Consider the following 13,777-nt stretch of genomic DNA (forward strand, 5'->3'; position numbering starts at 1 on the left):
TGCATCAGCTGGAATTCGCCGATCGCCTGGCCGAACTGCTTGCGCTCGTGGATGTAGGGCACCACCACGTCCATGCAGGCCGCCATGATGCCCAGCGGACCGCCCGACAGCACGGTGCGCTCGAAGTCCAGGCCCGACATCAGCACGTTGACGCCCTTGCCGACCCCGCCCAGCACGTTCTCGACCGGCACTTCGCAATCCTGGAACACCAGTTCGCCCGTATGCGAGCCGCGCATGCCCAGCTTGTCGAGCTTTTGCGCGACCGAGAAGCCCTTGAACCCCTTTTCGATCAGGAAGGCGGTCATGCCGCGCGCACCCGCCTCGATATCGGTCTTGGCGTACACCACCAGGGTGTCGGCGTCCGGACCGTTGGTGATCCACATCTTGGTGCCGTTGAGCACGTAGCGGTCGCCCTTGAGCTCGGCGCGCAGCTTCATGCTGACCACGTCCGAACCGGCGTTCGGCTCCGACATCGCCAGTGCGCCGACGTGCTCGCCCGAGATCAGCTTCGGCAGGTAGGTGCGCTTCTGCTCTTCGCTGCCGTTGCGCTTGATCTGGTTGACGCACAGGTTCGAGTGCGCGCCATACGACAGGCCGACCGAGGCCGAGGCGCGCGAGATTTCTTCCATGGCGACGATGTGCGCCAGGTAGCCCATGCTGGCGCCGCCGTATTCCTCGCCCACCGTGATGCCCAGCAGGCCGAGCTCGCCCATCTTTTTCCACAGGTCCATCGGGAACTGGTCGGTGCGGTCGATCTCGGCGGCGCGCGGGGCGATTTCGCTTGCCGCGAACTGTTGGACTGCTTCGCGCAGCGCGGCGATGTCGTCGCCATGGTCAAAGGTCAAGCCTGGAAGATGCAGCATGTCGTCCTCACGGTGAACGGGGTTGGGCAGGTAGTCCGAATGATACTCGCGTGTGACGTTAACGTAAACGTCAATCAAAGGGCAAAAAAGGGGACCCGCCATGGGCCCACCCGGGGTGCATCAGGCCGCGTCGCGGCTGGTGTCGTTCCCGGACAGCAGGCGGCGGCATTCCTCTTCATGGGCGGCGATTTCTTCCAGCGCCATCTCGATGTCGGCGCGCTGCTGCTCCAGGGTCAGGCGCTGCTGCGCGAGCACGCCGAGGAAGCGGTCGATCTGGGCCGCCGTGTCCTTGGGCGACTCGTACATGTCGACGATGCTCTTGATTTCGGACAGGGTCAGGCCCAGGCGCTTGCCGCGCAGGGTGAGCTTGAGCCGGGTGCGGTCGCGCGGCGTGTACACGCGGTTGCGGCCGCCCACGCCTTCGCGTTTCGGGCTCAGCAGACCCTGGTCTTCATAGAAGCGGATCGCACGCGCGGTGATGTCGAATTCGCGTGCCAGTTCGGCGATGGTATAGGTAGCCATGAAAGTTCGGTCAAGAGAAACAAAACACGGAATCGCTTAGAATCAGGATCGACCTTGCCATTTCCGTTTACGTCAACGTCAATTGCATTGTAGCGCGCCCGCCTTCCACGAACACGAAAGATTTTCCATGAATCCGCTCGAATCCCAGCTGGCCTATCCTTTTGGCGACACCATTCCCGCGCCGGGCGCGCTGCACGAGGTGCTTCCCGGCCTGCGCTGGGCGCGCATGCCGCTGCCGTTCGCGCTCGACCACATCAACCTGTGGCTGCTGGACGATGAGCAGGAAGGGCGCCGCGGCTGGAGCCTGGTCGATTGCGGCGCCGGCACCGACGCCACCCGCGCCGCCTGGGAGCAGGTGCTGGCCGAGGGGCTGGCGGGGGCGCCGCTGGTGCGGGTGATCGCCACCCATTGCCATCCCGACCATGTCGGCCTGTCCGGCTGGCTGTGTTCGCGTTTCGCGGCGCCGTTCTGGACGACCACCGGCGAATTCGCCTTCATGCGCATGATGGCGGCGGCGCTGCCGGGCGTGGACGGCCCGTCGGCGATCCCGCATTTCGAACGCCACGGCCTGGTCGATACGGCCATGCTGGAGCAGATGCGCAGCCGCCGCAGTTACTACCCGTCGCTGGTGCCGGCCGTGCCGGAAGCCTATACCCGCCTGCAGGATGGACAGGAAGTCCGGATCGGCGGCCGCGCCTGGCGCGTGATCACCGGCTTTGGCCATTCGCCCGAGCATGCCTCTTTATATTGCAGCGAACTGAAGGTGCTGGTCTCGGGCGACATGGTGCTGCCGCGCATTTCGACCAACGTCTCGGTGTTTGCCGTCGAGCCGGAAGGCAATCCGCTCCAGATGTACCTCGACTCGCTCGGCAAGTTCGCCGGCCTGCCGGACGACACCCTGGTGCTGCCGGCGCACGGCAAGCCCTTCCGCGGCCTGCATACCCGTATCGCCCAGTTGCACGCGCACCACGAGGCCCGGCTGGCGGAGGTGGTCGAGGCCTGCGCCGAGCCGAAGTCGGCGGTGGACATCGTCCCGCTGATGTTCCGGCGCCAGCTGGACGCCCACCAGCTCAGCTTCGCGCTGGGCGAAGCCCTGGCACACTTGCACAAATTATGGCGCGATGGTGTACTGCGCCGCCTGCCGGGTGTGGACGGCGTCATCCGTTTCCAACAGGCCTGAACCAACTTTGTATCGTTTCTGGACAACAATTTTAGTAAATACATTCTACGGACGATCGCTGCATACCCGTGCGACATACATTATGCATTTCGACTATGCTGTTTTAGGGGTATGAACATTTCCTTGCGACGTGCTGTTCATGAGCGATTGCACAACCGCAAATTCTCTTAAAAAATCACATCTTTGTGACTTTTTAGGGGTATGATTCTCCCGAGGCTTCTCATCAGTAAGAAGCCGCTCGTCCGCATCCGCAAAAATTAGCAGTAACATATGAATTCAACGAACGAACGGGAGAGCTTCAGTGAGCGACTGCAGCAGGCCCTGAAAAACGCGCATTACTCGCCCGACAGTCCTACCCGCTTGGCCCGGGAATTTAATATCCGGTTCGAAGGACGTCCGATTACCGTCCACGCCGCCCGCAAGTGGCTGGTGGGCGAAGCCATTCCGACCCAGGAAAAGCTGCGCATGATCGCGCAATGGCTGGGCGTGCCCGCCGACTGGCTGCGCTTCGGCGGCGCCGAAGACGCTGCCGGCGCCGATTCGGCCGCCAATGGCGCGACCCGCTTCGAATCCGTCGACGTCAAGCTTATTGCAGATTTGCAACGTCTCGACGAACATCACAAGCAGCTGGCGCGCGAGTTCATCCGCATGCTGGTGCGCATGAACCACCCGAAGGCCGAGGCCAAGTAAGCGTCGGACAAGCGCCCCTTGTGGCGCACCAAACAGCACACATATGTGACGCATACGTGACGCACATGCGTGACGCACACGTGACGCATAGGTGTCGTACTTTCGTGACCCGGGTTCGCACAAACAGCCGGACCCGGTGCATAATCTGTTTCGGTGGCAGCAGTTTGCCGCCACCGGTCACGTAAGGAGCAGTTGCCGCATGCGAAACAACTACGCGAACACCGCCGAGCTCAAGGAATTGATGACCGCCCCGCCGATGACGGCAGCGCGTCATGCCGAGGTGCTGCGACAACGCAATGCCCGACGACGGATGCTCGAGGAAGCGCGCGAGTTGAAAAAAGCCGACGACAGCCTGTACGACGAAAAACGCTGACCCCGGCCATCGGGGCGCGCTGCCTGTCAGGCGTCCGGCGCCGCCTTCATGCCGCCCCAGCGGGCGGCCTGGGCATTATCGAGCCCAAGCAGGTCCACGACCCGGTCGACCGTGTGCTCGACCATCTCTTCAATACTGGCCGGACGGTGGTAGAAGCTGGGCAGCGGCGGAAACACGATCCCGCCCATCTCGGTAACAAGCGTCATGTTGCGCAGGTGCGCCAGGTTGAAGGGCGTCTCGCGCACCATCAGGACCAGGCGCCGGCGCTCCTTCAGGATCACGTCCGCGGCGCGGGCGACCAGGTTATCGGACAGGCCGTGCGCGACCGCCGCCAGCGTCTTCATCGAACAGGGAGCGATCACCATGCCGTCGGTCTGGAACGAACCGCTGGCGATCGAGGCGCCGATGTCGCGGTTGCGGTGCACGACGTGGGCCAGCGCTTCGGCGTCGCGCCGCTGCAGGCCGAGTTCCTGGTGCAGGGTGAGGGAGGCGGCGTCGGAAATGACCAGGTGGGTCTCGACACCAGGGGTGGCGTGCAGCCGCCGCAGCAGCTGCACGCCGTAGACCGCGCCGGTTGCGCCGGTGACGGCGACGACGATCCGGCGCTGGCGATCAGCCATTCTTCAGCAGGGTCTGCAGTTCGCCGGATTCGTACATCTCGTTCATGATGTCGGAGCCGCCGATGAACTCGCCACGCACGTAGAGCTGGGGGATGGTCGGCCAGTTCGAGTAGTCCTTGATGCCCTGGCGCACTTCCGCGTCTTCCAGCACGTTGACGGTGGCGATGTTGTCCACGCCGCATGCTTTCAGGATTTGGATCGCACGGCCCGAGAAGCCGCACTGCGGAAACTGGGCGGTGCCCTTCATGAACAGCACGACCGGGGTGTTGGTCACGGTTTCTTTGATCCAGGTTTGTACGTCGCTCATTTGATCTGCCTTCGGAGGGAAATGGGTGGGATGGCGGTATTCTATAAGAATTCGACATGATGGGCATGGCCCATCATGTCCTTGCCGCCGATGACGGACGAGGCACTTGCCGAACTATCCACATCAGGTATCATCCCCCGGTTCTCATCCGCCGTACGGAGCTTCCTGATGCAACAACCTCGCAAACGCGTGCCTTCGCCGAACGCGAACCTCGTGATCGCCGCCCTGCTGGGCATTCCCGGCCTGCTCAACATCTACTCGGGCATCGTGCGGCAGATCCCGGGCGATATCCTGTCCGGCCTCGCGGCCCTGGTCTACGCGGTCCTGCTGGTGCGCGACGCCGTGCACATCAAGAAAACCGGCGTCCCCGCCATCCCGCAGGCGCGCATGCTCCTGATCGGCTTCGGCTGCCTGGCGGTCTACCTGGCCGGCATCCTGATCAAGCACATGGCCTGAGGCCCGGGGCGGGTTCAGAGCCAGCGGCCGAGGCAGGCCGAGGCCGGGTTGCCGACGTATTTTCCATAGGCCGGCACCGGCACGTAGCCGTGCCGCAGATAGAAGTCCTGCGCCCGCCGGTTGACCTTGCGGGTGGACAGCCAGATCTCGCCATAGCCCAGCACCACCGCATACCATTCCAGCGCCGCCAGGATATGCCTGCCCGCGTCGCTGCCGGGACGTGCATACATGCGCTTGAGCTCAGCCACGTCGCCGTGCAGGGGGCGCAGGGCGCCGCAGCCGACCGGCGTGCCGTCGGCGCTGCGCGCCACCAGGAACACCGCCCGCGGCCCGCGCACGTCCTGCGGGTCGAACGAGGCCACGCCGCTGTCGCCGGTGATCGCACACAGGGCGGCGCCGAGTTCCGCGAGCAGCACCACTGCTTCAGGGCTGTCGGGATCGGCGCTGCCGAGCGTGATCATGGCCGGCTCCTTATTTGCGCAGCTTGGCGAAGGCCGCCGCCATGGCGCCGCCCGCCGCGGGGGCCGGGCGTTCCTGGCGCTGGTGCTGGGCCAGGCGCTTGCCGTCCGTCCGGTCGCCGCGCTGCTCGGGGCGCGCACCGCCCTGTGGCGCGCTGTCGGTCAGGCGCATGGTCAGCGCGATGCGCTTGCGCTTGGCGTCCACTTCCAGCACCTTGACCTTCACCACCTGGCCGGCCTTGACCACCGTGTGCGGATCCTTGACGAAGGTGTTCGACAGCGCCGAGATGTGTACCAGGCCGTCCTGGTGCACGCCGATGTCGACAAACGCGCCGAAGGCCGCCACGTTGGTCACCACGCCTTCCAGGATCATGTCCGGGCGCAGGTCGCTGATTTCCTCGACGCCTTCCTTGAAGGTCGCGGTGGTGAATTCCGGACGCGGATCGCGGCCCGGCTTTTCCAGTTCCTTCAGGATGTCGCTCACGGTCGGCACGCCGAACTTCTCGTCGGCATATCTGGCCGGATTCAGGCCCTTGAGCAGCGCGCCGTCGCCGATCACGGCCTTCATGTCGCGCTTGATGTCGGCCAGGATCTTCTCGACCACCGGATAGGATTCCGGGTGCACCGCCGACGCATCCAGGGGATTGGCGCCGTTCACGATGCGCAGGAAGCCGGCCGCCTGCTCGAAGGTCTTGTCGCCCAGGCGCGGCACCGCCTTCAGGGCGGCGCGCGAGGCGAACGCGCCCTTCAGGTCGCGGTAGGTCACGATGCTCTGGGCGACGCTCGCGGACAGGCCCGAGACGCGCGCCAGCAGCGGGGCGGACGCGGTATTGACGTCGACGCCGACCGCGTTCACGCAGTCCTCCACCACCGCGTCGAGCGAACGCGCGAGCTGGGTCTGCGACACGTCGTGCTGGTACTGGCCGACGCCGATCGATTTCGGGTCGATCTTCACCAGTTCGGCCAGCGGATCCTGCAGGCGGCGCGCGATCGAGACCGCGCCGCGCAGCGACACGTCGAGCTCGGGCAGCTCGCGCGAGGCGAATTCGGACGCCGAATAGACCGAGGCGCCGGCTTCCGACACGACGATCTTGGTCAGCTTCTGCTCCGGGTGGCGCTTGATCAGGTCCTGGGCCAGCTTGTCGGTCTCGCGCGAGGCGGTGCCGTTGCCGATCGAGATCAGGGACACGTTGTGCTTGGCCGCCAGCAGGCCGAGCGTGTGCAGCGCGCCGTCCCAGTCGTTGCGCGGCTGGTGCGGGTAGACGGTCGCGGTGTCGACCACCTTGCCGGTCGAATCGACCACCGCCACCTTGACGCCGGTGCGCAGGCCCGGGTCCAGGCCCATGGTGGCGCGCTGGCCGGCCGGCGCCGCCAGCAGCAGCGCCTTCAGGTTGCGCGCGAAGACCTGGATCGCATCCAGCTCGGCCTTGTCGCGCAGGGCGCCCATCAGTTCCGTCTCGAGGTGCATGAAGCTCTTCACGCGCCAGGTCCAGCGCGCAGTGTCGAGCAGCCACTTGTCGGCCGGGCGGCCCGCGCCCTTGATGCCGAAGCGCGCGGCGATGCGGCTTTCGCACGGATTGTGGGGCGCGTCCCATTTTGGTTTTTCCGGCTCGCTGTCGAGGCGCAGGGTGACGTCCAGCACCCCTTCGCGGCGGCCGCGCATCAGCGCCAGCGCGCGGTGCGAGGGCACCGCCGCCAGCGGTTCCGAGTAATCGAAATAGTCGGCGAATTTCTCGCCCTCGTCCTCCTTGCCGGCCACCACCTTCGAATCGACCACGCCGTGATCCTGTACATACTCGCGCAGCGACTGCAGCAGTGCGGCGTCCTCGGCGAAGCGCTCCATCAGGATCTGGCGCGCGCCGTCCAGCGCCGCCTTGGTGTCGGGCACGCCCGGGTTGGCGCCGCCGTCGGCATTGGTGAAGGCGTCGCGCAGGTAGCCCGAGGCCAGCTCCTCGGGAACCAGGCCCGGGTCGGCCAGCAGGCTTTCCGCCAGCGGCGCCAGGCCGGCCTCGATCGCGATCTGCGCCTTGGTGCGGCGCTTCTGCTTGTACGGCAGGTACAGGTCCTCGAGGCGGGTCTTGTCTTCGGCGTGCGCGATGGCCTCGAGCAGCTCCGGCGTCATCTTGTTCTGCTCCGTGATCGAAGCGACGATCGCGGCGCGCCGGTCTTCCAGCTCGCGCAGGTAGCGCAGGCGCTCCTCCAGGAGGCGCAGCTGGATGTCGTCAAGGCCGCCGGTCGCTTCCTTGCGGTAGCGGGCGATGAAGGGGACGGTGGCGCCTTCGTCGAGCAGGGCGACGGCGGCGGCTACCTGGGCCGGTTTGGCGGACAGTTCTTGGGCGAGGCGTTGTTCGATGGATGGCAGCATGGTGGCGAGTCAGAAAGTCAAGCGACCAATGATACGCCAACGAATACGATGCACCAGTCTTGACAGCCGCTCCCGATCTATGAGAGAACAGTCGGTTCACATGCACGCGCGCGTTCGCGGGCACGAGAATTGTCCGCTACGTGCGATTCCGAACAAAACGGAAATGCCCGTATGAAGGATAATGACTTTTATTGTCGTTTTTGATACGAACATAGAGACCCCATGCACACAGTCGATTACCCTCGCGAGAACGCCAGTGACGCACCACCGGTCCGCGCTCCCGCACGCGCTCCCGCCCTGCCTGCGCCGGTGGTGAGCTGGCTGCAGCGGGTCGAGGCGGCTGCGCATCCGCAGCCGAAACTGACCGCCGAGGTCACGGACCCGAAGGCTGCGCAGTACAAATTCGTTTATGTCATGGCCCCGACCAGCGGCGGCCGCCATGTCGCCGTCTGCCTGTGCAAGGCGCGCCTGCGCCCGAACGGCGACGTGGCGGCGGCCAGCCCGGTGAGCGAGGTGTTCTCGCTGCTGTCGGCGCCCCCCGCCTACCTGGAAGGCGACGACGTCGACCTGGTGCGCTTCTTCATCGCCATGCGCAGCGGCTCCTCGCAGGGCACCAGCGCCACCGAGCCGAAGGGCAAGGTGGGCGCCATCCTGCTGCGCATGCTCCTGGAGCAGGAAAAGCTGCTGTGGGCGAACTCCTGGTCGGACATGGCCAATGGCCTAGTCTACCCCCTGCAGGCAGGCCCGGTGCGCAAGGCCAACCTGGCGTGGCGCGACGAAGGCCGGGTCGCCAAGCTGGGATGGTCGGTGGAGCCGGCCAGCGGCGCCCCCACCCACAGCGCGGCGGACCAGATCGACTACATGCTGCCGACCGATCCGCCATGGTATATCGACAACCTGTCCTGCGGTCCGCTGGACCTGAATCGCGGCGGGATCGACATCTCGCTGGCCGAACTCCAGGCGCTGGTGGCCCAGGCCCCGGCCCTGACCGGCAACGACAAGAAGCGCGTCTCGCAGCTGCTGCTGGCGCATGGCCTGCAGCAGCTGATGCCGCTGCCGCAGCCGCTCACCCAGCGCCTGCGCAACGACGTCAAGCCGATCCCGCACCTGCTGCTCGATGCGGTGCAGCTGGCCGACGGCGGCGCCGCGCGCTGGAACGATTTCGCCGTGCTGTCGTATGACTACGACGGCCAGCGCGTCTCGTTCGACCCGGCCCAGCGCGTGGTGCGCCAGATCGGCGACGTCACCGAGATCATCGAACGCGATCCGAAGGCGGAAAGCGACGCGCTCAACAAACTCGGCGAACTGGGCTTCCGCAAGCCGGTGACCGCGCCGTTCAACGCGATGGCCGGCGCACAGCAGCTCGAAAGCCAGGCGCACTGGCTGCGCTTCGCCGAGAACGAGCTCGATGCGCTGTCCGACTCCGGCTGGCACGTGCAGAAGTCGGCCAAGTACCGCTATGACGTGGTGCCGGTCGAAGACTGGTACGCCGACATCGACGAGCCCGAGGAAGCCGGCAACGCCTGGTTCGAGCTGGAACTGGGCATCGTGGTCAACCGCAAGCGGGTGCCGCTGCTGCCGGTGCTGGTGCAGCTGATCCGCAGCGCGCCGACCGACTTCGACCCGGCCGTGCTGGCCGCCCATGCGGAAGCCGACCAGATGCTGGCCGTGCTGCCGGACGGCGCCCGCGTGGCGCTGCCGTGGGGCCGCCTGAAGCCGATCCTGTCGACCCTGGGCGAGCTGTATTTCAACGACAAGATCAAGAGCCGGGTGCGCCTGTCCACGCTCGATGCGGCGCGCCTGGAAGAACTGGCGCGCGGCCTGGAGCTGCGCTGGACCGGCGGCGAGCAGCTGCGCGAGACCGGCCGCAAGCTGAGCCAGTTCGGCTCGGTCAAGAAAGTGGCGCCGCCCGCCGGCCTGCGCGCCACCCTGCGCGACTACCAGCTCGACGGCCTGTCGTGGATGCAGTTCCTGCGCGAGTACGACCTGGGCGGCATCCTGGCCGACGACATGGGCCTGGGCAAGACCGTGCAGACCCTGGCCCACATCCTCACCGAAAAGGAAGCGGGGCGCCTGACCAGCCCGGCCCTGGTGATCGCGCCGACCAGCCTGATGACCAACTGGTGCGAGGAAGCGGCCCGCTTCACGCCCGACCTGAAGGTGCTGCTCCTGCAGGGCAAGGAGCGCATGGACCTGTTCGACCAGATCGACGGGGCCGACATCGTGCTGACCACCTATGCGCTGCTGCCGCGCGACGAGGAAAAGCTGCGCGAGCACCACTATCACCTGGTGATCCTGGACGAATCGCACTACATCAAGAACACCCGCTCGAAGGCGGCGCAGACGGCCGGCTCGCTGAACGCGCGCCACCGCCTGTGCCTGTCGGGCACCCCGCTCGAGAACCACCTGGGCGAGCTGTGGTCGCAGTTCCACTTCCTGCTGCCCGGCCTGCTGGGCGACGAGAAGGGCTTCAACACCCAGTTCCGCCATCCGATCGAACGCCAGGACGATCCGGTGCGGCGCATGCTGCTGAACCGCCGCATCCGTCCCTTCCTCCTGCGCCGCACCAAGGACCACGTGGCCAAGGAGCTGCCGGAGAAAACCGAGATGGTGCGCCGCATCGAGCTGTCCGGCCCCCAGCGCGACCTGTACGAAACGGTGCGCCTGGCGATGGACAAGAAGGTGCGCGAGGAGATCGACCGCAAGGGCGTGGCGCGCAGCCAGATCGTGATTCTCGAGGCGCTGCTCAAGCTGCGCCAGGTGTGCTGCGATCCGCGCCTGGTGAAGTCGATGCCGTCCAAGAAGAACACGGCGGCGGTGTCGGCCAAGCTGACCGACCTGATGCAGATGGTCGAAGACCTGCTGCAGGAAGGCCGCAAGATCCTGGTGTTCTCGCAGTTCACCAGCATGCTCGGCCTGATCGAGGAAGAGCTGGATGCGCGCGACATCCCGTACGCCATCCTCACCGGCGAGACGCGCGACCGCTCGGCCCAGGTGGCGGCCTTCCAGCAGGGCGCGGTGCCGATCTTCCTGATCAGCCTGAAGGCCGGCGGCGTGGGCCTGAACCTGACCGCGGCCGACACCGTGATCCACTACGACCCGTGGTGGAACCCGGCGGCCGAGAACCAGGCGACCGACCGCGCATGGCGCATCGGGCAGGACAAGCCGGTGTTCGTCTACAAGCTGATCGCCAAGGGTACGCTGGAAGAAAAAATCCAGCTGCTGCAGCAGAAGAAGTCGGAGCTGGCGCAGTCGATCCTGGCCGAGGGGGAGTCGCAGAAGATGGCGCTGACGCAGGAAGACCTGCAGGCGATCTTCGCGCCGCTGGCCGAGTAAGCGGCGCAGCGGAAAGACAAACGGCGGGCCGCGTGCCCGCCGTTTTTTTATCTGGAACCGGAATCAGGGAAGGGCGGGAGGATTGCTCCCACCCCGTGCTTACTTGTAGAAGGCTTCGACCTTGCCCTTGAGCTTGATGAGCATCGGCTTGCCCTTGCGGTCGAGGGTGCGGCCGGCGGCGACCTTGATCCAGCCTTCGCTGAGGCAGTATTCCTCGACGTCGTGGCGATCCTTGTCGTTGAAGCGGATGCCGATCTCGTGCTGGAACACGTCACGGTTGTGGAAAGGGCTGCTCGGGTCGATCGAGAGCCGGTCTGGGAGCGGGGGAAGGGTTGCGGTATCGTTCATGGTGCGCGAATTATCGCCCAAGTGCCCGCGTTGTGGCGCATTTGTTGGCGAATTGTGCGTACACTGGACACTGGATCGCTATAGGGATTAGAACGATGATACTGTGCAAATAGTGGACTCCGGCTATATACTGCCCGGTAACGTCTCGTTACAGTTTGCCTGCTCAACCGAAAGCCCTGATGAAAACCACGCCCGATGTCGCCCAGCTGGACGCACGATCCGACATGGGAGTACCGGCCGCCCAGTTCCGCGCGATCGCGGAAATCGGCGGCGACATCGCCTTCAGCATCGCCCTGCCGGGCTGCACGCTGTCCTACCTCAGTCCCGCATTTTCCGCGCTGCTCGGCCATGACGCCGCGGTATTCGCCGCGGCGCTGGCCGCCCGGCCCGCCCAAGGCCCGCTGGCGCCGCTGGCGCAGCGCCTGCGCACGCTGGCGGACGGCCGGCCGGGCGAGCGCCAGGCCCACGAACTGGAGGTGGCGGACGCGCAGGGACGCCCGGTGCCGCTGGACCTGATCGCCACCGTGGTGGCGGACGAAACGCCCGCCCTGGTCGGGCTGCTGCGCGACCAGTCGGCGCGCCATGCCTACCAGGCGGAGCAGAAGCGCTTCGCCAGCATGCTCAATCATGAATTCCGGACGCCGCTGGCCACCATCGACGGCGCCATCCAGCGGCTCGAGGCCAAGGCCGACAGTGTCGACGAGGCCACGCGCCAGCGCTACCGCAAGATCGGCGCGGCGGCGGACCGCCTGATCGGCATGCTCGACGAATACCTGTCGCCGGACCGCATGGCCTCGATCGGCAAGACGCGCCAGCCGAACACCATCAGCGTGGGCGAGCTGGTCGAGGGCGGCGCCGTCCAGGTGCGCGCCGCGCAGCGCGAGGCGCGGGTCGAGGCCGGCGACCAGGCGCTGTCGCTGCGGGGCGAGCCCGAGGGGCTGCGCCTGGCGCTGAAGGTCCTGGTCGACAATGCCCTGCTGTTTTCCCCGGCCGGCAGCCCGGTGCTGCTGGGCGCGCGGCGCAGCGGCGGCGGGATCGAGTTCACGGTGCGCGACGGCGGCGGCGGGGTGCCGCTGGAGGACGCCGCGTACATCTTCGACAAGGGTTACCGCGGCGCCAACGCCGCCGGCCTGCCGGGAAGCGGGCTCGGCCTGTACATGGCGCGCTCCATCGTCGACATCCATGGCGGCGCCCTGAGCCTGGCGCCGAGTGAGGGCAGGGACGGAGGCGGCGCCGAGTTCCGGCTCTGGCTTCCCGCGTTACATGGCCTTGAAAAACAACGACTTGCTTCAGCCAGTCCCAGCAGTGATAATCGGCCCGACGCTGCGGTAGAAGACACCGGGCAACATACGAATAACATGGCCGAACCATGACGCAGATATTGATTGTTGAAGACAATGGCGAATACGCCGACGACATGGCGGAATTCCTGAGGGAGCTCGATCACGACGTTGCCATCGCCAGGACCGCCAGCGAGATGTGGGCGGCGCTGACGCGCACGCCGGCCGCGGTGGTGGTGCTCGACCTCGGCCTGCCCGACGAGGACGGGTTCAACGTCATTCCGCGCATGCGCCAGCTGTATCCCGAGATCGGGCTGCTGGTGCTGACGGGCCGGGTCGCGTTCGACCACCGCATCCTCGGTCTGCGCCTGGGCGCCGACCACTACCTGACCAAGCCGATCAAGTTCCCCGAACTGGCGGCGCACATCGAGGCGCTGGACCGCCGCGTGCGTCCCCAGGACCCGGCGCCGGCGCCGAGCAAGTGGACCCTGCGCGTGAGCGCGCGCCAGCTCGAGCTGATGGGCAAGGTGATCGACCTGACCGAAAAGGAGTGCAACTTCCTGCACCTCCTGACCATCAACACCCGTCCCGTCCCGCGCCACGTGATCGTGGCCGGCATGGGCGGCGAAGACCCGGACGCCAGCCGCCGGGTCGACATGCTGGTCTACCGCCTGCGCAAGAAAGCCCGTTCCGGCCTCGGCCAGGACCTGCCGCTGCGCAGCGCCTACGGCGAAGGCTACAGCCTGTCCGCCGGCTTCACCCTCGCCTGACCAGGATCACTAGCCCAATAATTGGGGTCAGAGTTTAATGCCGTTAAGTTAGGGTTGGCGGTCGTCGGAGTCGGCGTTCTGGATAGCGTTGCGGTTTGGCTTTGGTGACCCGGTCGAACTTTCGGCCGGGTCGATACACATTCAGTTCGATAATCATCCTCTCGCGCATGCGTTTAAGTACACCTGGTAAGTTGCCCTGTGCATGCAAG

Annotated in this window: 14 protein-coding genes; 7 read left to right on the forward strand and 7 right to left on the reverse strand. The window is 66.1% G+C overall.

Annotated elements, in window-relative coordinates:
- Positions 1-863, reverse strand: an 863-nt coding sequence (locus H162_RS0128540) for an acyl-CoA dehydrogenase family protein (protein WP_026355223.1), incomplete at its 3' end; no start/stop codon positions are given.
- Positions 864-983: 120 nt separating this feature from the next.
- The gene (locus tag H162_RS0128545) at positions 984-1,385 is read right to left on the reverse strand and encodes a MerR family transcriptional regulator (protein WP_020656894.1); all 402 of its coding nucleotides are present in this window, start codon (positions 1,383-1,385) and stop codon (positions 984-986) included.
- Between the two features lie 127 nt (positions 1,386-1,512).
- On the opposite strand from H162_RS0128545, the gene H162_RS0128550 reads away from it, so the two are divergent.
- The 3 genes from H162_RS0128550 to H162_RS34900 all read left to right on the forward strand — a co-directional run bounded on the left by H162_RS0128550 (position 1,513) and on the right by H162_RS34900 (position 3,628).
- The gene (locus H162_RS0128550) at positions 1,513-2,565 is read left to right on the forward strand and encodes an MBL fold metallo-hydrolase (protein WP_020656895.1); all 1,053 of its coding nucleotides are present in this window, start codon (positions 1,513-1,515) and stop codon (positions 2,563-2,565) included.
- Positions 2,566-2,835: 270 nt separating this feature from the next.
- Positions 2,836-3,255: a hypothetical protein gene (locus H162_RS0128555; protein ID WP_026355224.1), complete on the forward strand. Its 420-nt coding sequence runs from the start codon at positions 2,836-2,838 to the stop codon at positions 3,253-3,255.
- 199 nt (positions 3,256-3,454) lie between these two features.
- Positions 3,455-3,628 carry a hypothetical protein gene (locus tag H162_RS34900; RefSeq protein WP_020656897.1) on the forward strand — a complete coding sequence of 58 codons (174 nt, stop codon included), beginning with the start codon at positions 3,455-3,457 and terminating at the stop codon, positions 3,626-3,628.
- 26 nt (positions 3,629-3,654) lie between these two features.
- Here the strand turns inward: H162_RS34900 and H162_RS0128565 are convergent, their stop codons facing one another.
- Together H162_RS0128565 and grxD are read right to left on the reverse strand one after the other, a co-directional pair.
- Positions 3,655-4,248, reverse strand: coding sequence for a UbiX family flavin prenyltransferase (locus H162_RS0128565; protein ID WP_020656898.1), 594 nt, complete (start codon positions 4,246-4,248; stop codon positions 3,655-3,657).
- Positions 4,241-4,555: a Grx4 family monothiol glutaredoxin gene (grxD, locus tag H162_RS0128570; protein ID WP_020656899.1), complete on the reverse strand. Its 315-nt coding sequence runs from the start codon at positions 4,553-4,555 to the stop codon at positions 4,241-4,243. The genes H162_RS0128565 and grxD overlap by 8 nt, the downstream gene beginning before the upstream one ends.
- A 168-nt stretch (positions 4,556-4,723) precedes the next feature.
- Between grxD and H162_RS0128575 the strand changes: the two genes are divergently transcribed.
- Entirely contained in the window at positions 4,724-5,011 is a 288-nt protein-coding gene (locus H162_RS0128575; RefSeq protein WP_026355225.1) for a hypothetical protein, read from the forward strand.
- A 14-nt stretch (positions 5,012-5,025) separates the two neighbouring features.
- Here the strand turns inward: H162_RS0128575 and H162_RS0128580 are convergent, their stop codons facing one another.
- Both H162_RS0128580 and H162_RS0128585 read right to left on the reverse strand, forming a co-directional pair.
- The gene (locus tag H162_RS0128580) at positions 5,026-5,472 is read right to left on the reverse strand and encodes a GNAT family N-acetyltransferase (RefSeq protein WP_020656901.1); all 447 of its coding nucleotides are present in this window, start codon (positions 5,470-5,472) and stop codon (positions 5,026-5,028) included.
- A gap of 10 nt (positions 5,473-5,482) precedes the next feature.
- Positions 5,483-7,834, reverse strand: a complete 2,352-nt coding sequence (locus tag H162_RS0128585) for a Tex family protein (RefSeq protein ID WP_020656902.1) — start codon at positions 7,832-7,834, stop codon at positions 5,483-5,485.
- 222 nt (positions 7,835-8,056) lie between these two features.
- On the opposite strand from H162_RS0128585, the gene H162_RS0128590 reads away from it, so the two are divergent.
- On the forward strand, positions 8,057-11,170 hold the full coding sequence (locus H162_RS0128590; RefSeq protein ID WP_026355226.1) for a DEAD/DEAH box helicase: 3,114 nt from the start codon (positions 8,057-8,059) through the stop codon (positions 11,168-11,170).
- Positions 11,171-11,269: 99 nt separating this feature from the next.
- Here the strand turns inward: H162_RS0128590 and H162_RS0128595 are convergent, their stop codons facing one another.
- The gene (locus tag H162_RS0128595; RefSeq protein WP_026355227.1) at positions 11,270-11,518 is read right to left on the reverse strand and encodes a DUF3297 family protein; all 249 of its coding nucleotides are present in this window, start codon (positions 11,516-11,518) and stop codon (positions 11,270-11,272) included.
- Between the two features lie 179 nt (positions 11,519-11,697).
- Here H162_RS0128595 and H162_RS0128600 point away from each other — a divergent pair, with 179 nt between their 5' ends.
- Both H162_RS0128600 and H162_RS0128605 read left to right on the forward strand, forming a co-directional pair.
- The gene (locus H162_RS0128600; protein ID WP_020656905.1) at positions 11,698-12,891 is read left to right on the forward strand and encodes a PAS domain-containing sensor histidine kinase; all 1,194 of its coding nucleotides are present in this window, start codon (positions 11,698-11,700) and stop codon (positions 12,889-12,891) included.
- Complete coding sequence (locus tag H162_RS0128605; RefSeq protein ID WP_020656906.1) at positions 12,888-13,568, forward strand: response regulator transcription factor; 681 nt, start codon at positions 12,888-12,890, stop codon at positions 13,566-13,568. Before H162_RS0128600 ends, H162_RS0128605 begins: the two co-directional genes overlap by 4 nt.
- Positions 13,569-13,777: the final 209 nt, after the last annotated feature.

It is taken from the genome of Massilia niastensis DSM 21313 (assembly GCF_000382345.1).
Lineage (GTDB): Bacteria > Pseudomonadota > Gammaproteobacteria > Burkholderiales > Burkholderiaceae_D > Telluria > Telluria niastensis.